A 19,872-nucleotide genomic window follows, 5' to 3' on the forward strand; every position below is an offset into this window, starting at 1 on the left:
CCAAGAGCGGGCCCCCGGGCGTGGCAGCAGGCACCTTTCTATGGGCGCGGCTGCACGTTGTAGCGGCTCATAATCGACACCCGGTTGAAGGCATTCATCGAGGTAGCGGCCCAGATGACGGCCGAAATCTGGGCGGCATCGAGGACGTCGGCCGCCCGCTCGTAGGCGCAGTTCGCGTCGTCGTGCCCCGGGAGGTTCGTCACCATCTCGGCCAGCTCCAGTGCCGCCCGCATTTCGTCGGTGTACAGCTTTGGCGCATCGCGCCACGCCGACAGGACCGCAATCTGCTGCGGCGTCAGGCCAGCGTCGATGGCGTCGGGATAGTGCACGCTCAGGCAAAAGGCGCACCCGTTGATCTGCGAGCAGTGCAGGTTCACCAGTTCTACGACGGCTCGGCTCAGTCCCGCCGCTTCTGCTGCGGCCGCCGTTTTGTTCGAAACCTTCACGAGTGCCTTGTAAACATCGGGATTCTGCTTGTCGATACTGACGCGAGGGGTTGCCATGCCCTCACCATAGTGTTGGCCACCGCTGTGTTCGCCGCGTCCGCGGGCTCCCGCTGAGTGGGAGCGAGGGTGTCCGAGTGCGCCTCCACGGGGTTGGCTTCGACGTAAGCTAGCGCACACTTGTTGAGAATTTGAGGAGATGGCATGGACGACTTCACTAATCGCGTTGTACTGATCACCGGAGGTGCTCGCGGTCAGGGACGCTCGCATGCGATCGCCTACGCCGAACGTGGCGCGGACATCGTGATCTGCGACCGTTGCGAAGACACCGAGACCGTGCCGTACCCTATGGCCACCAAGGAAGACCTGGCCGAGACGGTACGACTCGTCGAGGCGACGGGCCGGAAATGTCTTGCCGTTCAGGCCAACACTGCCGACCGTGAGGCAATGACCGCGCTCGTCGCGCAGGCCGAAGCTGAGTTCGGGAAGATCGATATCGCGATTGCTAACGCCGGCGTGTCCGCCGGAGCGCCGATGGGGGAATTGCCCGGGGCCCTGTGGGACGAAGTGATCGCCTCCAACCTGACAGGCGTCTTCAACACGCTGTCGGCCGTGCTCCCCGGGATGATCGCGCGCAACTACGGCCGCATCATCACCGTGTCGTCGATGCTGGGCCGCGGTGCCTCTACCAATATGGCTGCCTACGGTGCATCCAAGTGGGGCGTCATCGGATTGACAAAGAGCACCGCCCTCGACGTTGCCCGCTACAACATCACGGTCAACGCGATTGCGCCAGGCAACATTTCGACGCCGATGGTGCATAACGACTTCATGTACAAGTTGGTTCGCCCCGACTTGGAAGCGCCTACTCGCGCTGATGTGGAGCCAGTATTCAAGATGCTGCATGCTCAGCCGGTCCCGTTCATTGAGCCTGAAGAAGTGACTCGCGCCGTGCTGTTCTACACGGCAGAAGAGTCCGCGCATATCTCGGGAACCGTGCTGCCGATCGACGCTGGCGCTGCGGCCCGCGTCACCGGATAGCACCCGGTTTCGTCGACAGACCCCGGTCCGGGAATCTTCCCGGACCGGGGTCTGTTGCTAGCAGTCATGAAGAACGTTGAATTTGGCCTCGACACGTTTGGTGGAGTCACCCGCGACGCGAACGGCGATCATGTTCCGCACCCGCAGGTCATTCGAGACCTCGTTGACGACGCTGTGCTGGCCGATTCAGTGGGTGTTGACTTCTTTGGTTTGGGGGAGCATCACCGCCCCGACTTCGCCGTTTCGAGTCCAGAGATGGTGCTCGCAGCCATTGCGGCCCGGACGGAGCGGATCCGGTTGGGTTCGGCCGTCACGGTTCTCAGCTCCGACGATCCGGTCCGCGTGTACGAGCGCTTCGCGACACTTGACGCCGTCTCGAACGGGCGCGCCGAAATTGTGGCTGGCCGCGGATCGTTCATCGAGTCGTTCCCGCTATTCGGGTACGACTTGAACGATTACGAGGTCCTGTTCGAGGAGAAACTTGAACTGCTGGCGGCGCTTCTGACCGAGGAGCCGGTCACTTGGCAGGGCACCACACGCGCCGGTCTGCAGGATCAGCGCGTTTACCCGACCACCGCTGCGGGAATGAAGGCCTGGGTGGGGGTGGGCGGTAGTCCTGAATCGGTGGTCCGCACGGCTCGGTACGGCTTTGGGTTGTTCCTGGCGATCATCGGCGGCCCATCCGAACGTTTCAGCGCTTACATCGATCTCTTCAAACGGGCCCAAGATGAGTTCACGGTGCCGCACCAGCCGATCGCCGTGCACTCGCCGGGCCTGGTAGCCGAGACCGACGAGGAAGCCCGGGATCTGGTTCGCGACGGTTGGTTTGAGATGCGGAAGCAGATGGGTCGCGAACGCGGCTGGCCCGCTCCGACCCCCAACGATTTCGACCGCGAGATTGACGGCGGTGCCCTCTATGTCGGTTCTCCGGAAACGGTGGCCCGCAAGATCGCGTCCACCGTGGAAACTCTCGGCGTTGACCGCTTCGACCTCAAATACGACCAACCGGTCCAACACGACGCCCACCAACAATCAATTGGTTTGTATGGCGAAAAGGTAGTTCCCATGGTCAGGGACATGCTGGCGTCCTAAACGGCGTTCAGGCTGGTCACGGCCCCTGTTACGGTCGACGTCAGATGGCTAGCCTGGATTGAAGAGCTTCGCGATATCGAGCAATGAATCGAGCGACCAGTGACAACGTCGAGTATGGAACCGCCAGTAGTTTTGGATCCGCGCCGTTGGCGCGCCTTAGCGTTCATTTGCCTCGCACAGTTGATGGTGGTGCTCGACGGCACCGTGGTCAACATCGCTCTACCGAATGCCAAGGCCGACCTGAACATCAGCGACGCCAATCAGCAGTGGGTCATCACCGCGTACGCCCTCGCCTTTGGCGGGCTGCTCCTTTTCGGTGGACGGCTCGCCGACATGTGGGGGCGTCGTCGAACGTTGATGGTTGGGCTCGTCGGCTTTGCCGCGGCTTCGGCGCTCGGTGGAGCCGCAGTGAGCCAGGAGATGCTGTTCGGTGCCCGCGCGCTGCAAGGTGCGTTCGGTGCCTTACTCGCGCCGGCCGTCCTGTCACTGCTGACAGTCATGTTCGCGACGCCATCCGAGCGTGCGCGGGCCTTCGGGATTTTCGGTGCGATTGCTGGCGGCGGTGCTGCGCTGGGCCTCATTCTGGGTGGATTACTGACGCAGATGCTTGATTGGCGTTGGACGATGTACATCAACGTGCCGGTTGCCGTGGTCGCGCTGCTCGGCGTAATTCTCGAAATCAAAGAGCCGCCAAAGCTAGGGAATCAGCCGATAAGGCTCGATGTCCTTGGTGTGGTGCTGGCGGGTTCCGGGCTGGCTTTGATCGTGTACGGATTTAGTCGAGCGGCCGAAGAGGGCTGGGGTGACGGCGGAACGATTGCCAGCCTGGTTGCAGCCGTTGTGCTGTTGGCCGCGTTCGTTGGCTGGCAGATGCGCTGCCGATACCCGTTGCTGCCGCTGCGAGTGATCCTCGACCGGGCTCGGGGCGGCGCGTACCTCAGCGTGGGACTCTCGACCATCGCCATGTTTGGGTCGTTCCTGTTCCTGACGCTATACATGCAAAACGTTCACCACTACTCACCATTGAGTGCCGGGTTTGCTTTTCTGCCAATGGTTTTCGGCATGCTAATCGGCTCCACCCAGATCGCCGCTCGCCTTATTACGCGCGTCCCACCGCGGTTCTTGATTGTCCCGGGTGCTCTCATTGGCGCTGTCGGCATGTTGTTTTTGAGTCAGATATCGGCCGATTCCACGCGGTATTGGAGTGTCATCTTGCCCGGCCTGTTCCTCGTTGGTTGCGGCATGGGAACGGTGTTCATGACGACCATCAACCTTGCAACATTTGGTGTGGAATCACGTGATGCCGGAGTGGCCTCGGCCATGGTGAACACGTCGCAGCAAGTCGGCGGTGCCGTTGGAACGGCACTGTTGAATACGATTGCCGCCAATGCCGCCGCCAGCTACATCACCGATCACAGCGGGTCCATTCACGGGCCTGCGGATATCCCGGCGATGAGGATGTTGGCGATGGTCCATGGTGAAAGTGTGGGGTTCATGATCGCGGCAGCGATCCTAGGCTTGGTGGCGGTCGTAGCCGGGTTCCTGATTAACCTCCGTAAGCCAATCGGAGCCGGACAAGAGGCGCCATCACCGGAACCAGCGCGGACGGTTTCCGAGTAGCCGCTAGCGGGCTGGCGCTATCGTCGGCTCTGGCGACGTTGGACGAGATCGGCGATTAGACCAGTGCAGTAGTCAATAAAGTCGTCCCGGGATACGTCAAACCGCCTTTCGGAACGGTCGATGAACAGCCGAGTAAGCGACCCGGTGAGGGCGCTGATGTCGAGACGCATCTTGATTGGATCCGCAGTTCGGTACCAGGCGTCGTCGATGAGGAGTCCTGCCGTCATCTCAATAAACCGCGGAATCGCCGCACTTGCGGTGTCGCGCAAGGCATCCTCGGCCAGTGATTCCTGCAGCAGTCGAGCGATCGTCGGATCACTGTCGAGCAACTCCGTGACGGCGGCGATGGCCGCTTTGGTTTGGCTGAGCGGGTCTGTCGCCGAGGCTTGGATGGCAGTGCTGACGGCCTGGGCAAACGCCACCATCGTTTGCTCAAACATCGCCGCCAGTAGGGCGGATCGATCGGCAAAGCTTTCGTAAAAGTATCGCGGACTCAGGGAGGCCTGGCGGGCAACAGCGCGCATCGTGATGGCCGTGATGCCGCCGTGGGCGAGGAGCGTGAACGCAGCGTCGAGGAGTTGTTTCCGGCGTTCGTCGATGCGGTCGTCCAGGGTTTGGCCTCGATATACGGCGACTCCGGCATCGGGTGTGGACATGATGCAAGGCTATCCGGAATCATTTGATTCATCTGGAACCGTTTGATACCGGATGTCTCAAGAAGAGTGCTCGCTGAAATCTGCCGAAGTCCAGACGGTATGAGCTGAAGACGGAACGGGGGATCGCATGTGGTGCTCCAGGCGGCGGATTTTGGGGTTGAACTACCGTTCCTGACGACCTAACGCAGCGCGGCCACCGACTTCGACGCACGCATGCACAGGACACGCATCCGCGTATTTCCTAGCTCCGATGACGGCGTTCGCCCTCGATGTGCGCCGGCGACTGCTGGTAATTGGGCCTGCGATTTCGGCCTATAGTCGGACTTGGGAGCTGGCTCTGGTTCCCACTATGACGGGAGGCCGGATGTCCGGCACCGCTCGATGGCCGTTGGCGATTTCTCCGGAATCACCTCACAATACTGAACCAAGCAACGGGCTCCTCAGCCTTGGCTTGCTCGCGATTTCAACGATGGAGAACGAGCAGCGGTTGCCGATTCATCCGCATCACCTCGACCGGATTCCGCCGGATATTCGAGCGCGAATGATCGTCGAGCGCGGGTACGCCGACGACTTTCAGCTCGCGCCCGGGTACATCGAATCGCGCGTTGGCAGGGTCGCGGAGCGTGCCGAGGTAATCAGTTCGGCCGACGTCCTGCTGTTGCCGAAACCGCAGGCGACCGATGTGGCCGCGGTACCGATGGGGCGCATTGTTTGGGGGTGGCCTCACTGCGTCCAAGATTCAGCGATGACGCAAACGGCGGTGGACCGTCGGCTCACTCTGATTGCCTTCGAAGCGATGAACCATTGGACTCGCGACGGGGATGTCAGTCTGCATGTCCTTCACAAGAACAACGAGCTCGCCGGCTACTGCTCGGTGATGCACGCGTTGGCGTTGCAGGGCGTGACCGGCGCATACGGTCCACGTCGCAGTGCCGTCGTCATCGGTTTTGGTGCGACAGCGCGTGGTGCGGTTACTGCACTCAAGGCCCTCGGGATCCACGACATTCAAGTCCTCACTCAGCGGGGCGCGGCCGCTGTCGGCTCGCAGATCCACGGTGCGTTCATTACCCAACTGAACACTTCGGATGGTCCTGCGTACCTCAGCGAGGTGGCGACCGCCGATGGTGACGTCCCGTTGCCGACTTTCTTGGCATCGCACGACATCGTCGTCAATTGCACGTATCAGGACGTGACGGCTCCGCTGACTTACCTGCGCACCGAAGATCTTGTGCACTTCGCCGCCGGCCGTCTGATCATCGACGTGTCGTGCGACGAGGGGATGGGTTTTGAGTGGGCTGTGCCAACGGGCTTCGACGATCCGATGTTCACGGTCGGCGAGGGTGTGAACTACTACGCCGTCGACCACAGCCCTTCGTACCTGTGGAACTCTGCGACGTGGGAGATCAGCGAAGCGCTCCTGCCATTCCTCCGCACCGTGATGGAAGGACCGGCGGCGTGGGCCAATGACGTCACCATCTCGCGGGCAATCGAGATTCGCGATGGAGTTATCCAGAACCCGAAAATCCTTAGTTTTCAGGGGCGAGATTCGGAATTTCCGCACGTCAGGATTGCGTAGAGAGCGGGACTGCTGCACGAATAGGTGACATCTGATCTGTGGTGCCGTGAGGCGCCGCTGGAAGGATGTTCCCCATGCCCAAGCCTTATCCCCGAGAGTTCCGTGACGACGTCGTGCGTGTGGCCCGCAATCGCGAGTCGGGCCAGCAGCTCAAGCAGATCGCCGCCGACTTCGGGATCAGCGAATCCTGCCTGGCGAACTGGCTCAAGCAAGCCGATGTCGAAGACGGCATCAAGCCCGGCACGACCGCCGCCGAGAACGCCGAGCTTCGTGAGGCCCGGAAGCGGATCCGCCTGCTCGAGCAGGAGAACGAGGTCTTGCGACGAGCCGCGGCCTATCTGTCGCAAGCAAACCTGCCGGGAAAATGATCTACCCGCTCGTCCGCGAGTTGGCCGAAGACAGGATCCCCGTCGCGGTGACGTGCCGGGTCCTCAAGCTCGCTCGCCAGCCCTACTACCGGTGGCTGGCCGAGCCTGTGGCCGCTGGCGAACTCGCTGAGGCGTACCGGGCCAACGCGTTGTTCGACGCCCACCGCGACGATCGGAGAGTTCGGCTACCGGTTCCTCGTCGACGAAGCGACAAGCGGTGGTGAGCGGATGTGCGAGCGCACCGCATGGCGGATTTGCCGAGATAATGCCTGGTGGTCGGTGTTCGGGAAGAAACGTGGGAAGAACGGCAAGAAACCCGGCCCGCCCGTCCACGACGACCTTGTCGAGCGTGATTTTACTGCTGGGTCGCCGAACCAGCTGTGGCTGACCGACATCACGGAGCACCCGACCGCAGAGGGAAAATTGTATCTGTGCGCGATCAAGGACGTCTACTCCGGCCGCATCGTGGGTTACTCGATCGACTCGCGGATGAAGTCTGCGCTCGCGGTGAACGCCCTGGCCAGCGCCGTGGCCCGGCGCGGCGACGTGGCTGGCTGCATCGTCCACAGCGACAGGGGATCGCAATTCCGATCCCGAAAGTTCGTGCACGAGTTGAGCCGCCACGGACTGGTCGGATCGATGGGCCAAGTCGGGGCGGCTGGTGACAATGCCGCGATGGAATCGTTCTTCGCGTTGCTGCAGAAGAACGTCCTCAACCGAAGGCCGTGGGCCACTCGGGAGCAACTGCGGATCGCGATCGTCACGTGGATCGAACGGACCTACCATCGTCGCCGGCGTCAGCCTCGCCTTGGCCGGTTGACCCCAGTCGAGTACGAGGCCATTATGGCCACACCGGCCGCTCAGGCTGCTTGACCAAATCTGTCACCTATTCGTGCAGCAGTCCCATTTTGGTTTCGATATTGAAGCGAACCTTGTTGCCTTTGTATTCGCTGACGATTCGGAACAGTTGTGGCAGGGTCGCGATCTTGTTGCCTTCGACCGGTTTAGCATCGGGGAACTTCGCCAACGTCTTGTCGCATGTCAGGGTCTGGATCTGCGCGAACGTGAGGTCGTGGATCGTCTTCCCGACGTAGGGGAACTGCTTGTCACCGGGCTTGGCGGGTGCGGTGTCGGTGCATTTGTCGTCTTGGACGGTGGGGTCGTGCCAGATCAGCGGCACGTTGTCTTTGGTGAGGACGATGTCGAGTTCGAGTGTGGTGACACCCAACTCAATAGAACGGGCAAACCCATACAGCGATTCTTCGGTGTGCTCGCCGCGGCCGCCGCGATGCGACTGCAAATCGAATGGCGCGGTTGTCGCGGCCTGAACTGGTACCGACACACTGGCGCTCGCTGCGACGACGGCGATAGTGGCCAGACGGCGGGTGACCTTGCTACGCAGATACACACGGCGGACGGTAGTTGTCGCAGATGAACTGGCGATGTTGTGTGATGGTCCGGTGAGAGTATGTCGGGTGGCAGGTCGCTGCGTTTGGCTACCTCGGACCGATGCGAACTTGGTTGGTGGCGGCTTCGACTATTTTCATGTCACATACCGTTGACGCTATATAGTGAAGTCGCTATACTTTGCGCATGGGTGGGGATCCGACGCCGTGGGATATCGACCTGAGTGACGAGGTTCGAGGCTGGCTCGAGGGCCTCGGTGACAAAGGTCGCGCCCAGGCGTTCAGGGCTTTCGATTATCTTGCGGCAGAAGGTCCGGGTCTGTGGATGCCGCATAGTCGCAAGCTTCATGATCGGTTGTGGGAGCTGCGGTTCCGGTGTGAGCAGGTTAATCAGAGAATCACTTACACAGTCGAACCCGAGCGTCGTGTGATCACGTTGACGGTATTTCGCAAGCAGCGCGACAATGAACGAAAAGAAGTTCGCAGAGCCCGCGGGGTGCTGCGTCGGACACTGGAGGGGGACCGATGACTAGCTATTCCGATTACAAGGATCAATACCTGGCGAGCCTCGACGTCGAGGCGCGCCGCGTCCATGATCAGGTGTATGAGGCTGCGGGCGTCGCGATGGAACTGGCTGGCATCGCATACCAGGCGCGCCAAGGCGCTGGCCTCACCCAAAAGCAACTCGCGGAACGGATGGGGACTACGCAGAGTTCGATTGCCGCAGTCGAAAATGGTGCGCGCACGCCGACAGTTAACTTCCTTGACCGTCTGGCTCGAGCTTGCGATGCGCGGCTGACCGTCCGCATTGATGCGGCCTGAGAGCTAACGGCAAATTCCGTCGATACAACTCGGGCTAGCTCAATCGACTCGGGGCTGAAGCGTCTGAGTGTGTAAGTGGAGGGGATCGTCGATATCTCCGCCGTTTGGCTTACTGGATACCCTGCGTATCACTTCGATGCGTATTGCTGTGGTTGGTGCGCTCGAAATTGCGCGTATCCGGCGATGTTAGCCTCGAAATTTCATCGGGGTGACGTCCTGGCCTGTGCGGTTTCGGATTGATGGTTGTGAGCTGATTGTGCCTGTCGGGTACGACAAGGCCGCCGATCGTCGGATACGTCCGGGTTCCACATCACCGGAAGAGCAGGTTCTTTCATCTCGTAAGGTCAGGGCTCGGCTACCGAGTCAGCCGGGTGCCGGGTAGGCGGCCAGCCGCTCGAGGCCGGCAGCGAGCAGACCACTCCACGGATGATGCCGGTCGTACCGAAGCCGGAGTCGGCGGGCGTGACGAGTCAGGCGGGCCGCGGTCGCAAACAGTCGCATGCGCAGCTTCTTGGGTTCCCACAGGCGCGCTGCGGTACCGGCCAAAGCCAGCATCTGGGTCCAGGCGAGCAGATCGCACGCCACCTCGACCACGGCGAGCCAGATCTGATTCTGCGCGAACCCTTTGAGTGGAAAGTTCGTCAGGCCAGTGTCTTTCGCGATCCTGATACGGTCTTCGCAGCGGGCCCTCCGCCGATGCCGGACCTCGAGATCGGCGAGCTGGCCGCCGGTGGTGTTGGTGGCGAACGCGATCAGGCGCCACCCATTGCGGTCGGTGATCCGCAGCTGGGCGCCCGGATGCGGCTTCTCACGGCGGACGATGACCCGCATCCCGGCCGGCCACCCCGAGAGGTCCAGGACTCCGGTCAGTTCGGCAACGTCAGCATTCTTGCGGGGTTCACCGTCCGGGTCGTAGGCCGGGGTCCACGCCTTCTTCGGCAACCGGTCGATGAGGTCACCGATCGTCTCGTTCAACGGAAACCCGACCGAATACGACAGGCGTCGGCGGGCGAGGAAATCGATGAAGTCGTGGGTGCCGCCGGCCGAGTCGGTGCGTATCAGGATCGACTTACCGAGCCGAGACCCGATGCCGGGAACCTGCTGAAGGATCTTCTGCGTCAACGTGATGTGGTCGGCGGCGGTGTTGGAACCGGCGTTGCCGGGCCGCAGGATCGCCGCAGCGGCCTCCCCGGTCCCGTCTGGCCCGTGGTCGATGAACGCCATCAACGGATGAAAACCGAAGCCCCGCTTATAGGTTGGCTTCGCCTGCTCCTTCTCCGAGTGGGCGGTCACCAACGTCGCATCGATGTCAATGATCAGCGGCTTCTTCGCCGACCGACCATGATCGGGAGCCTGATCGGCGGCCAGGGACCACACCCGCTGGCGGGCGGCGGCGCGAGCGGCCCGGATCGCGTTCACAGCCCGCTCGGGATCGGCGGCCAGGGTGGCGATCAGGCGTGAGACCGTCGGATCGGAGGCCACCAGACCGAACACGTCGGGACGACCGCGGACCATGCTGATGTCGGCCAGGCAGTCACCGCCGACGATCAGGCTCGTGGCCAAATCGAGGAGGATCTTCGCTGGATCGTGGGTCGCGAGGGGTTTGCGCCACGGCGCGAGCGCGGTCCGTAGCGCGTCGGTGAGGCCGGAGAGTTCGGCGGTACGGGTGGCCAGGACGGTGCCGCCGTGGGTGATGATGCCGCCGCCGTCGGCGGTGGCCTGAATCTGCGGGTAAAACACGGTAGAGTTCTTCACCAGAAAGGTGCTCCTTGCCCTGCTTGTGATTGTCGTTTCGCAACAACAATTATTGCAGCTCAGAGCACCTTTCTTCATGAAAACGGCAGGTCAGGCGAATTCAGCGATGAAAGCCCGAGGTTAGGCGTTGCTGCGGCGTTCGATGAGGACGACGTCTCGCCAGTGGCCGTTGTGTTGGCCGATGCGTTCTCGTGTTCCGACGGTGCGGAATCCGTGGGCGTGGTGCAGTGCGAGGCTGGCGTGGTTCTCGGGGAAGATTCCTGTTTCGATGGTCCACACTCCTGCGGTTTCGGTGGAGTCGATGAGCGCTTGTAGGAGTGCGGTGCCGACGCCCTTGCCGGAGTGGTTGGGGTCGACGTACACACTGTGTTCGATGACGCCGGTGTAGACGCACAGGCTCGATGCCGGTGATGCGGCGATCCATCCGGTGACGTTGCCGTTGGGGTCGAGGGCAACGAATCGGTGGTCGGGTAGGTGATCGCGGTCGAAGTCGGGCCAGGTTGGGGCGGCGGTCGCGAAGGTTGCGTTGCCGGTGTCGATGCCGGCTTGGTAGATCGCGAGGACTTGGGGTCCGTGTTCGGGCGCCATTGGTGCGATGACCGCGCGTGTTGTGTGGGGCTCGGAGGGGTTGCTGCTGGTGGTCACTGGTTTGGGTTCAGTTCGCTGCGCTGGGCGTGCAGGCGGTGTTCGTGTACCCAGTTGTGGGCGGCGATTTGGACGGCGTCCCATGGTGATCCCAGGGGTGGGGTGTAGGACAGGTCGAGTTCGCTGAGCGCTTCGACGGTCATGCCGTGGTGCAGGGCTGTGGCGTAGGTGTCGATCCGTTTGGCGATTTCGGCGGTGCGGTGGCCGATGAGTTGGGCTCCGAGCAGTGTGCCGGTCTTGTGGTCTGCGGTGATGCGGATGTTGATGGGGGTGGCGCCTGGGTAGTAGGCCTTGTGGTCGTCGGGTGTCGAGGTGGTCGATACTGGTGTCCAGCCGCGGTCGGCTGTGAGGGCTTCGGCTTCTTTGAGGCCGGTGCGGGCGGCGACGAGGTCGAAGATTTTGACGACTTGGGTTCCGAGGGAGCCGGTGTAGCGGGCGGTGCCGCCGAGGGCGTTTTCGCCCGCGACGCGGCCCTGCTTGTGTGCGGTTGTTCCGAGTGGGAGCCAGGTGATGCCGAGTTGGCGGTGGTGGGTGTGGACGGCGTCGCCGGCGGCGAAGACGTCCGGCAGGTTGGTGCGCATCTGTTCGTCGACTGCGATGGTGTTCTTGATTCCGAGGTTGGCGCCGGCGGCGGCGGCGAGGTCGGTGTCGGGGCGCACGCCGACCACGACGAGCACGAGGTCGGCGGTGAGGTGGTCGGTGTGGCCGTCATTCGCGGTGGTGACGGTCAGGTCGCCGTTGTCGGCGCGGTCGATGGCGGTGACCAGGGTGTTGGTGCGTACGTCGACTCGGTTGCGGACCAGTTCGTTGTGGACGAGGGTGCCGAGTTCTGGTTCGACGGTGGGGAGGACTTCGGGGAGGGCTTCGATCTGGGTGACGGCTAGGCCTCGGGTGGTGAGCCCTTCGGCCATCTCCAGGCCTATGTAGCCGGCGCCGATGATGATCGCGGTCTTCGGGTCGGTGGTGGTCAGGGTGTTCATGACGGCGAAGGTGTCGCCCATCGAGTGCAGGAGGTGAACGCCGTCGTCAGGGCCTAGTTGGTCGAGGCCGGTGATCGGTGGCCGCACTGAGACCGCGCCGGTCCCGACGATGAGAGCGTCATAGTCGAGGTCTCGTGAGACGCCGTCGGGCCCGGTGACGGTGAGGCGGTGCCCGGCGGTGTCGATCGCGGTGGCCCGGGTGTCGGTATGAACGGTCATGCCGGTGGCGGCGAGGTCGGCGGCGGTGCGGTGGGCGAGGTTGCTCCAGTGCGTGACTTCGCCGGAGACGTAGTACGGGATGCCGCAGATGGAGAAGTTCGGGTAGGCGTCGGCGACGACGACGGTGACCTCGCTGGTTGGGTCGAGCTCGCGAGCCCGCAGTGCGGCGGAGATTCCGGCGTCTGATCCGCCGATTGCGATGATCTTGCGTGCAGGCATGGGTGTCGGTTCCTTCCGAAGGGACACGGGTATGTGAGGTAGAGCAGGGCGCCGCGCTGTTGGGAGAAGTCGCGGGAGCGTGCGGGCAGGCCGATCAGCGGCGGTCAGGTAGTGGCAGGTAGGAGCTCGGCGAGGAGGTTGCGGACGCGGTAGTTGAGGTCGTCGCGGATCAGACGAACGGTCTCGATGGGGTGGTTGTCGGGGTCGGCGACTTGCCAGTCCAGGTACCGCTTGCCCGGGTAGATCGGGCAGGCGTCGCCGCAGCCCATGGAGATCACGACGTCCGCGGCCGCGACCACATCGTCGGTGAGCGGCTTGGGGAACTTGGCGGCGAGATCAAGGCCGATCTCTGTCATGGCTAGCTCGACGATCGGGTTGATGTCCGCCGCGGGTAGAGACCCGGCTGAACGTACGTGCACTCGTCCTGCCGCGTGGTGGGTCAGGAGCGCGGCGGCCATCTGTGAGCGGCCAGCGTTGTGGACGCAGATGAACAGCACTTCGGGCACGGTCGTGGTGGTTGCGCCGGTGGACTGCGCTAGGGCGGCGAGGCGTTCTGCGGCGAACCTGCCTGTCAGGGTCACCAGGTGAGTGTGGATGCGGGAGGTGCGCCGCAGCGCGGTGTAGGACTCGAATACGACCCGTTCGACGGTCTGTTCGGACACGATCCCTCGGTACTGGGCGGCGAGCCTCTCCGCGGTTCGCGATAGCAGGGCTTGGGGCATCAGCAGATCTGGTGTCCCGGCTGATTCGGTCGTGGCGTCGGCGTTCATCAGGCTTCACCCCGGTTCGTAGATACCGACCCAGCTCCGGCGTTAGCGCGCGGTGAGTTCGGCTGCCAGCGCGGTGACGCGGGCAGCGATGTCGTCGCGGACCAGGCGCATCCGTTCGATCCCGTCGATTCCGCGCTCGGACGGTTCGTCAGTGTCCCAGTTGATCAACCTGACCCCGGCGGGGGCATCGACCACGGCTTCTCGGCCGAGAGTGACCACCAGGTCGACGCGGGCGAGCAACTCGGGATCGATGGGCTTGGGAGTCTCGCCGGTGATGTCGATGCCGACCTCGGCCAGGCTCTCGGCAGACAGCCCGTTGACCGCGGTGCCGGGTTTGGTTCCGGCCGAGTGCACCTCGACGGCCTCGCCGACCGCCTTGCCCATCAGGCCGGCGGCCATCTGAGACTTGCCGCCGTTCTTCACACACACGAACAGCACACTCGGCGTGGCCGCGTTCTCGGTGATCGTCAGGTCGTCGGGCATCAGTTCATGCTCCTAGAAGAGTCCGCGGAAGCGGAGGTAGAGGACGGGGTGAGGGGGAAGCGTTTGCGTAGGGCAAGGGAGACATAGACCAGGCCGACCAGCACAGGGACCTCGATCAACGGACCGACCACGCCGGCGAGGGCTTGGCCGGAGGTCGCGCCGTAGGTGGCGATCGCGACGGCGATGGCGAGTTCGAAGTTGTTGCCTGCCGCGGTGAACGCAAGCGTGGTGGTGCGTTCGTAGCCCAGGCCCATAACCGCACCCAGGAGGTAGCCGCCGCCCCACATCACTGCGAAGTAGACCAACAGTGGCACGGCGATGCGGACGACGTCCCAGGGACGGGAGGTGATCTGTTCGCCCTGCAGGGCGAAGAGGATGACGATCGTGAACAGCAGTCCGTAGAGTGCCCACGGCCCGACCTTGGGCAGGAACTTCGCTTCGTACCAGTCGCGGCCCTTGGTCTTCTCGCCGATCCGGCGTGACAGGTATCCGGCGAGCAGCGGGATGCCGAGGAAGATCAGCACCGACTTGGCGATCTGCCACGGAGAGGTGCTGATGGTCGTCTGTTCCAGGCCCAGCCAGCCCGGCAGGATTGAGAGGTAGAACCAGCCCAGGACGGCGAACATCACCACCTGGAACACCGAGTTGAGCGCCACGAGGACGGCTGCTGCCTCACGATCGCCGCAGGCGAGGTCGTTCCAGATGATGACCATGGCGATGCACCGTGCGAGGCCGACGATGATCAGGCCGGTCCGGTACTCGGGTAGGTCGGGCAGGAAGATCCAGGCGAGGGCGAACATGAGCGCTGGGCCGAGCACCCAGTTCAGTAGCAGCGATCCCAGCAGTAGTTTGCGATCGCCGGTGACGGTGTCGAGGCGGTCGTAGCGCACCTTGGCCAGGACCGGGTACATCATTATCAACAGGCCCAAGGCGATAGGCAGTGAAACGCCGTCGACCTGGATCTTCTCCAACGCGGTGTTCAGTCCGGGGATCATCCGGCCCAGCAGCAGACCGGCGACCATGGCGACGCCGATCCACACCGGCAGGAACCGGTCCAGAGTCGAGAGCTTGCCGACGACCGGCTGATGCCCGGCCGTCGGGGTGGGGCTGGTCACGAGTGAACCTCCATCGAGCTGGCGAGCTCGCCGGACTGCAGGATCCCGGCGAGCGAGGACAGAACATCGGGGATAACGCGGTAGTACACCCACGACGCGCGGCGCTCAGACTCGAGCAAACCGGCGTTCTTGAGGACCTTCAGGTGATGGGAGATCGTCGGTTGCGAAACGTCGACGGCCGGGGAGATGTCACACACGCACGCCTCACCGCCCTCGTGGCTGGCGATCAAGCTGAACAGTCGCAACCGGATCGGGTCGGCGAGTGCTTTGAACACCACAGCAAGATCAACCGACTGCCGCTCCGAGAGGGGCTCACGCACCAACGGTGAGCACCGCACAGTGACATCGGTCAACGGAATCGAGTTCGACATGCATCGATATTGACAGATATCGATACTGGTTGCAAGGGTGCATGCAGTCCACGTTCGAAACGGGACTGGTCGCCACCCCGGCATCGGGTGGCGACCAGCCTGGCAGCCCTAAGAGAAGGTCGCGTTCAGCAGCAGTTCGCCGCGGGAGTGCAGCATGCCGCGGGCGTAGATTCGCCGGCGGGGGCCGCGGCGGCGACCGGTTCGCCGTTGAAGGTCTCAGCGTCGGCCAACACGGTGTAGACCTCCCACCGCTCGGCGTCGGGAGCGGTGACCCACACCTTGTCCTGAGTGGCAAAGCAGCAGGTTGCTCCGATCTCCTCTTCGGTGAACAGCTTCTCTTCGGTGAATCGGGCGATCTCGGCGTGCACCTTCTCACTGGAATCGACCTCAACGCCGAGGTGATTGATGCTGCCGCCCTGGCCGGGATTCTCCAGCAGCACCAACTTCAGTGCGGGCTCAGTGACGGCGAAGTTGGCGTAGCCCGGCTTGACCTTCGCCGGGCCGACGCCGAACAGCTTGGTGTAGAAGGCGATCGACTGGTCGAGATCGTCGACGTTGAGGGCGAGTTGCACGCGTGACATGAGATCCTCCAAGGATTCGACATACATCAAAAGTGTTGCGACTCAAGTTCTAGACCAGAGTTTGACATATGTCAACGGATGGGTAGGTTGGGGTCATGCCCAAGACGCTCCCTGTGGTCGACATCAGTGCTCCGATCTGCTGTGCACCGATCTCCGCAGGTCCAATGGAAGCGGATGCGGCCCTAGAGCTGGCTCTCCGGCTCAAGGCGCTGGCCGATCCGGCGCGAATTCAGCTGGTCTCCATCCTCATGGGCGCCCGACCAGGTGCGATCAGCACCAGTGATCTCGCCGAGGCGCTCGCACTCTCGGCGGGTACGGTGAGCCACCACCTCGGTCAACTCAAAAAGGCGGGCCTAGTCAGCTCCGAGCGTCGAGGCGTGAACGTCCTGCATCGCGCCGAACCGGACTCGCTGGAAGCACTGAGAGGAGTGCTCGACACCTGCTGTTAGCCGGGGTGATCGGCATCGCGCCGCACGGCGTTAGCTGCGTAAGTCCGATACTGGCGTTCGACGGTGTAGTCGGGGAGCGACTCGGCGATGAGGTCGGCCAGTGTATCGCCTTCGTGAAGCCAGCCGGCGACGTCGAATCCGCGACGCCACGTGTGCTGGTCGTCGCTCGGTGCGTCGGCGAAGTTCGCCGTCCACGCGTCGAGCCACGTACGCAGCCGGACGACGACGGAGTCGGGAAACCCGAAGTTCGCGGGTGTCAGCAGTTCGGATCTCTCTTTTCTGGGCGAGTCGGGGAAACTCGAGCTATGCAAGTTGAGGTCCTGTATGTCGATGGATGCAAGTCCGTCGCCGTCAGTACTACGAGCGCACCGGACGTGAACTCTCCGACGAGAACGTCTGGGTCCACGAACGACTCCGCGAGATCGCCTCGCTCGATGCCATCATCGCCCGACTCGCTGCCGAAGGTGACCAGGCATCGGCCGATCGCGAGTCGGCGGTGGCCGGGGCCGGCACCTCTGATCGGCGACCGCTGCTGCAGATCCAGACTCGAGGGCTGCACGAGATCGCACTCGGGAAAGCCGAGAACCCAGGTGATGGGGCATGACGCCACCGACTGATCAGGCGATCGCCGCGCTCAACGCCCACGCACGGCAGCGCTCCGCCGACGTCCGGACTCGGATTGAGAAGGCCCTCACCGCGATGCGGAGATCGGGGGCCACAATCAACATCAACGCCGTCGCTGTACGTGCCGGCGTCACCCGCAAGACGATTTACAACCATCCGGACCTACGGGAGAAGATCCGCGCCCACACCACCATCGCCCCGCCACCCGAGGCTGCAGCCACCGACAGCTCCATCGTGTCGGCGCTTCGGGCTCAGTTGACGGCCAACGATGCCGAACTCCATCGTCTCCGCGCAGAACTTCGCGCCAAGGATGTGCTGATCGCCACACTCTACGGCCGGCTAGACACGGCGGACGAGTGACGACAGACCGCCGACGATTCTCGGGTAACCGGCGCACGTCCCGTCCCACGGTTCGAGAACGTCATTGCGCACATCGCGCCCAACCGTAGGGCCATCGGCTGATCCGTCTGTTCGCCAGCCTAGTCAGCAGGATCGAGGAGGTCGTCGATGACGGCATCCAGTCGTCGCCGAATGTGCTGGGGCGGTCCCACCACGGAGTCGACGAGGATCTCGGCTTGAGCAACGGCATAGATTCGACTGCCGATCCGCCAGGTGGCCGCAAACGCGGCGTCAGTGTCCACCTAGCCACCCACCAGAGTAACGGCGGCCGCGATGAGCGTGCCTCGGAAGCGGCAGGGATCGTCGGCGATGACCTGCGCCGGTGCTCGATCATCCAGGCGCGGATTGCGTCCCTGAAACCAGGCTTGGATCAACGATGGGGTAGCGCCGAGCTGGTGTTGCAGGGCCGCCACCGTGTAGGCCACCTTCAAACGGGCTCGGACGTGGTCCGGGACTGCGGCCGCGCGTGTGATGTAGTCGCTGACCGCAGCGGTGCTGGGCGCCGGCCAGATACGCAACCAAACGCGCACCGAGCAGCGTGCGCAGTTGGTCGACCAGTGTCGCGTCGTCGAAGGCGTCCAGATGCGCTGTCACACGATCGTGGACGGCGGCAACCGAGAGTCGGACCGATTCCATGGATGCCATCGTCGCCACACACAAGCCGCCTGATTCGCCGCCGTTTTCGGAGGCTCCGCTGGTCAGTGCCCGATCTAGTCAAACGCAAACTGACCAAGCCGCCCACCTGGCAGCTCCCACCAGACCCCCAGACTGCGATGCGTGGCGGCACCCCTTGCATCACAGCCGATGGCAGGTATATGTTCATCAGAACATCATACCCCCATGGGGTATCAACTGGAGAGGTGGAAAGACATGTCGTCGAGCGAGTATCAGGTAACAGGCATGACGTGCGGGCATTGCGAGGCCTCGGTGCGCAAGGAAGTCGCAGCCGTAGAGGGTGTTCAGGACGCTCAGGTGAGCGCGCAGACCGGCAGGCTCGTGGTCACCTCCGTCGGCCTCGTCGACGAGGCCGCGGTGGTCGACGCAGTCACAGCGGCCGGCTATTCGGCAGTGCGGATTTGATGGACGCCAGCTCGCTTCCTGCTGTCGGCGTGACGTTCGCGGGTTAACGCACTTTTACACCTTCAGCCCTGTGCGGCCGCCGAGCAAATCGCTATCGGCCGACAACGGAGAAAACGGCGATGCACCACACCGGTGCGTCGTTCGGTGAGATCAGAGTGGATAGGAGACCACATGCGCAAGCCTCTCATGACGGCCGTCTCGGCCGGAATACTCGTCGGAGTACTGGTTCTGGCCGGTTGCAGTGCCGGCGAAAGCCAGGACCACCAAGGCCATGACAGTGGCAGCATGGCCAGCAGTGCCGGAGCAATGAGCGATTCGCCGATGGACCACCCGATGGACGGCGGACCGGCACCTGCCGGCATCAAGGCGGCCTCAGCACCCAAGTTTCCGATCGGCAGCCAGGTCATGCTGACCGCAGACCACATGGCAGGCATGTACGGTGCGCGGGCCACAATCGTCGGCGCCTTCGACACCTACACCTACTCGGTGAACTTCACCCCGACCACCGGCGGCCAGCCGGTCAAGGATCACAAGTGGGTAGTCCAACAGGAGATCAAAAACGCAGGAGATCGACGTCTGGCCGATGGCACCGAAGTCACCCTCGAGGCCGATCACATGACGGGCATGAAGGGGGCGAAGGCAACAATCGCCAGCTCCACCGACCAGACCGTCTACATGGTCGATTACGAGGCGGACGGCATGAAGATGACCAACCATAAGTGGGTCGTCGAGAGCGAAATTCAACCGACGTCTTGAGCCGGGGGTGGTGACGACTTCAACAGTCACCAACCCAGCTGGGGAATGACGATGAGGAAGGCAGCAGGATGACTGACCCCCACGCGCACCACCACCACCGAGACGTCGGCGGCGCCCCCATACACGGCGTCGACCGCCATGACGCGGCAGTGCCTGAGAGCCACAATGCTGTCGCAGACCCACCGCACAGCGGGCACAACGAACACGGCGAGCACGGTCGAGATCACAACGACCACGCCGACCATCACGGAGAGCATGGCACCCCCAGCGGGCGTAGCGGGCACCTGGACCACGACAGTGGACACGGAGACCACAGCGGGCACCGGGACCACCACGGTGCGCACGGGGGGCATGGTGGGCACGGTGACCACGTCGGGGAGTTTCGCCGACTGTTCTGGATCA

Annotated in this window: 26 protein-coding genes and 1 pseudogene; 12 read left to right on the plus strand and 15 right to left on the minus strand. The window is 63.2% G+C overall.

All coding sequences use genetic code 11. The features are described 5' to 3' along the window. Positions 1–38: 38 nt before the first annotated feature. Positions 39–503: a carboxymuconolactone decarboxylase family protein gene (locus tag AC1L34_RS04220; protein WP_480035125.1), complete on the minus strand. Its 465-nt coding sequence runs from the start codon at positions 501–503 to the stop codon at positions 39–41. Between the two features lie 144 nt (positions 504–647). On the opposite strand from AC1L34_RS04220, the gene AC1L34_RS04225 reads away from it, so the two are divergent. From AC1L34_RS04225 to AC1L34_RS04235, 3 genes are all read left to right on the plus strand, one after another. Then, positions 648–1,484 (plus strand): mycofactocin-coupled SDR family oxidoreductase, encoded by an 837-nt coding sequence (locus AC1L34_RS04225; RefSeq protein WP_424295714.1) that lies wholly within the window; start codon positions 648–650, stop codon positions 1,482–1,484. A 66-nt stretch (positions 1,485–1,550) separates the two neighbouring features. After that, positions 1,551–2,576, plus strand: a complete 1,026-nt coding sequence (locus tag AC1L34_RS04230; RefSeq protein ID WP_424295716.1) for an Atu2307/SP_0267 family LLM class monooxygenase — start codon at positions 1,551–1,553, stop codon at positions 2,574–2,576. 114 nt (positions 2,577–2,690) lie between these two features. Next, positions 2,691–4,196, plus strand: a complete 1,506-nt coding sequence (locus tag AC1L34_RS04235; protein ID WP_424323893.1) for an MFS transporter — start codon at positions 2,691–2,693, stop codon at positions 4,194–4,196. 17 nt (positions 4,197–4,213) lie between these two features. Here AC1L34_RS04235 and AC1L34_RS04240 read toward each other — a convergent pair whose 3' ends face one another. Then, a complete protein-coding gene (locus AC1L34_RS04240; RefSeq protein ID WP_424324991.1) occupies positions 4,214–4,852 on the minus strand; it encodes a TetR/AcrR family transcriptional regulator in 639 nt (212 codons plus the stop codon). Between the two features lie 469 nt (positions 4,853–5,321). On the opposite strand from AC1L34_RS04240, the gene AC1L34_RS04245 reads away from it, so the two are divergent. Both AC1L34_RS04245 and AC1L34_RS04250 read left to right on the plus strand, forming a co-directional pair. After that, positions 5,322–6,428, plus strand: a complete 1,107-nt coding sequence (locus tag AC1L34_RS04245) for a Rossmann-fold NAD(P)-binding domain-containing protein (RefSeq protein WP_424295732.1) — start codon at positions 5,322–5,324, stop codon at positions 6,426–6,428. Between the two features lie 74 nt (positions 6,429–6,502). Continuing rightward, a pseudogene (locus AC1L34_RS04250) lies at positions 6,503–7,669 on the plus strand (IS3 family transposase). Positions 7,670–7,682: 13 nt separating this feature from the next. On the opposite strand, the gene AC1L34_RS04255 reads toward AC1L34_RS04250, so the two are convergent. After that, positions 7,683–8,204 carry a glycerophosphodiester phosphodiesterase family protein gene (locus AC1L34_RS04255; RefSeq protein ID WP_480035126.1) on the minus strand — a complete coding sequence of 174 codons (522 nt, stop codon included), beginning with the start codon at positions 8,202–8,204 and terminating at the stop codon, positions 7,683–7,685. Between the two features lie 185 nt (positions 8,205–8,389). Between AC1L34_RS04255 and AC1L34_RS04260 the strand changes: the two genes are divergently transcribed. Both AC1L34_RS04260 and AC1L34_RS04265 read left to right on the plus strand, forming a co-directional pair. Then, positions 8,390–8,731: a type II toxin-antitoxin system RelE/ParE family toxin gene (locus AC1L34_RS04260; RefSeq protein ID WP_480035127.1), complete on the plus strand. Its 342-nt coding sequence runs from the start codon at positions 8,390–8,392 to the stop codon at positions 8,729–8,731. After that, a complete protein-coding gene (locus tag AC1L34_RS04265; protein WP_424322496.1) occupies positions 8,728–9,024 on the plus strand; it encodes a helix-turn-helix domain-containing protein in 297 nt (98 codons plus the stop codon). Before AC1L34_RS04260 ends, AC1L34_RS04265 begins: the two co-directional genes overlap by 4 nt. Positions 9,025–9,387: 363 nt before the next feature. On the opposite strand, the gene AC1L34_RS04270 is transcribed toward AC1L34_RS04265, so the two are convergent. The 8 genes from AC1L34_RS04270 to AC1L34_RS04305 form a co-directional block, all read right to left on the minus strand. Next, a complete protein-coding gene (locus AC1L34_RS04270) occupies positions 9,388–10,779 on the minus strand; it encodes an IS1380 family transposase (protein ID WP_480034773.1) in 1,392 nt (463 codons plus the stop codon). A 120-nt stretch (positions 10,780–10,899) separates the two neighbouring features. Then, a complete protein-coding gene (locus tag AC1L34_RS04275) occupies positions 10,900–11,424 on the minus strand; it encodes a GNAT family N-acetyltransferase (protein ID WP_231894762.1) in 525 nt (174 codons plus the stop codon). Beyond that, on the minus strand, positions 11,421–12,842 hold the full coding sequence (locus AC1L34_RS04280; protein ID WP_278127361.1) for an FAD-dependent oxidoreductase: 1,422 nt from the start codon (positions 12,840–12,842) through the stop codon (positions 11,421–11,423). The genes AC1L34_RS04275 and AC1L34_RS04280 overlap by 4 nt, the downstream gene beginning before the upstream one ends. A gap of 104 nt (positions 12,843–12,946) precedes the next feature. After that, the gene (locus tag AC1L34_RS04285; protein WP_005206753.1) at positions 12,947–13,612 is read right to left on the minus strand and encodes a phosphatase; all 666 of its coding nucleotides are present in this window, start codon (positions 13,610–13,612) and stop codon (positions 12,947–12,949) included. Positions 13,613–13,654: 42 nt separating this feature from the next. Further along, a complete protein-coding gene (locus AC1L34_RS04290; protein ID WP_005206752.1) occupies positions 13,655–14,095 on the minus strand; it encodes an arsenate-mycothiol transferase ArsC in 441 nt (146 codons plus the stop codon). Beyond that, the gene (arsB, locus tag AC1L34_RS04295) at positions 14,095–15,210 is read right to left on the minus strand and encodes an ACR3 family arsenite efflux transporter (protein ID WP_005206751.1); all 1,116 of its coding nucleotides are present in this window, start codon (positions 15,208–15,210) and stop codon (positions 14,095–14,097) included. Before arsB ends, AC1L34_RS04290 begins: the two co-directional genes overlap by 1 nt. Next, positions 15,207–15,581 carry an ArsR/SmtB family transcription factor gene (locus AC1L34_RS04300; RefSeq protein ID WP_085941944.1) on the minus strand — a complete coding sequence of 125 codons (375 nt, stop codon included), beginning with the start codon at positions 15,579–15,581 and terminating at the stop codon, positions 15,207–15,209. The genes arsB and AC1L34_RS04300 overlap by 4 nt, the downstream gene beginning before the upstream one ends. A gap of 125 nt (positions 15,582–15,706) precedes the next feature. After that, positions 15,707–16,162 (minus strand): ArsI/CadI family heavy metal resistance metalloenzyme, encoded by a 456-nt coding sequence (locus AC1L34_RS04305; protein WP_161896580.1) that lies wholly within the window; start codon positions 16,160–16,162, stop codon positions 15,707–15,709. 95 nt (positions 16,163–16,257) lie between these two features. Between AC1L34_RS04305 and AC1L34_RS04310 the strand changes: the two genes are divergently transcribed. After that, on the plus strand, positions 16,258–16,611 hold the full coding sequence (locus tag AC1L34_RS04310) for an Rv2640c family ArsR-like transcriptional regulator (protein WP_005206748.1): 354 nt from the start codon (positions 16,258–16,260) through the stop codon (positions 16,609–16,611). Here AC1L34_RS04310 and AC1L34_RS04315 read toward each other — a convergent pair. Continuing rightward, on the minus strand, positions 16,608–16,922 hold the full coding sequence (locus AC1L34_RS04315; RefSeq protein WP_008376388.1) for a hypothetical protein: 315 nt from the start codon (positions 16,920–16,922) through the stop codon (positions 16,608–16,610). The two genes, AC1L34_RS04310 and AC1L34_RS04315, sit on opposite strands and share 4 nt — an antisense overlap. A gap of 23 nt (positions 16,923–16,945) precedes the next feature. On the opposite strand from AC1L34_RS04315, the gene AC1L34_RS04320 reads away from it, so the two are divergent. Together AC1L34_RS04320 and AC1L34_RS04325 are read left to right on the plus strand one after the other, a co-directional pair. Next, positions 16,946–17,215 carry a hypothetical protein gene (locus tag AC1L34_RS04320; RefSeq protein ID WP_186349799.1) on the plus strand — a complete coding sequence of 90 codons (270 nt, stop codon included), beginning with the start codon at positions 16,946–16,948 and terminating at the stop codon, positions 17,213–17,215. Continuing rightward, a complete protein-coding gene (locus AC1L34_RS04325; protein WP_278127364.1) occupies positions 17,212–17,595 on the plus strand; it encodes a hypothetical protein in 384 nt (127 codons plus the stop codon). The genes AC1L34_RS04320 and AC1L34_RS04325 overlap by 4 nt, the downstream gene beginning before the upstream one ends. A 119-nt stretch (positions 17,596–17,714) precedes the next feature. On the opposite strand, the gene AC1L34_RS04330 is transcribed toward AC1L34_RS04325, so the two are convergent. Beyond that, the gene (locus AC1L34_RS04330; RefSeq protein WP_157435742.1) at positions 17,715–17,876 is read right to left on the minus strand and encodes a hypothetical protein; all 162 of its coding nucleotides are present in this window, start codon (positions 17,874–17,876) and stop codon (positions 17,715–17,717) included. Next, on the minus strand, positions 17,877–18,152 hold the full coding sequence (locus tag AC1L34_RS04335; protein WP_480035128.1) for a hypothetical protein: 276 nt from the start codon (positions 18,150–18,152) through the stop codon (positions 17,877–17,879). A 322-nt stretch (positions 18,153–18,474) separates the two neighbouring features. Between AC1L34_RS04335 and AC1L34_RS04340 the strand changes: the two genes are divergently transcribed. Then, positions 18,475–18,714 (plus strand): heavy-metal-associated domain-containing protein, encoded by a 240-nt coding sequence (locus AC1L34_RS04340; RefSeq protein ID WP_480035129.1) that lies wholly within the window; start codon positions 18,475–18,477, stop codon positions 18,712–18,714. 171 nt (positions 18,715–18,885) lie between these two features. Further along, positions 18,886–19,470 carry a YdhK family protein gene (locus tag AC1L34_RS04345; protein ID WP_480035130.1) on the plus strand — a complete coding sequence of 195 codons (585 nt, stop codon included), beginning with the start codon at positions 18,886–18,888 and terminating at the stop codon, positions 19,468–19,470. 26 nt (positions 19,471–19,496) lie between these two features. Here the strand turns inward: AC1L34_RS04345 and AC1L34_RS04350 are convergent, their stop codons facing one another. Further along, positions 19,497–19,823, minus strand: a complete 327-nt coding sequence (locus tag AC1L34_RS04350) for a hypothetical protein (RefSeq protein ID WP_480035131.1) — start codon at positions 19,821–19,823, stop codon at positions 19,497–19,499. Between the last annotated feature and the right edge of the window lie 49 nt (positions 19,824–19,872).

The sequence above is a fragment of the Gordonia sp. 34D genome (assembly GCF_056682775.1).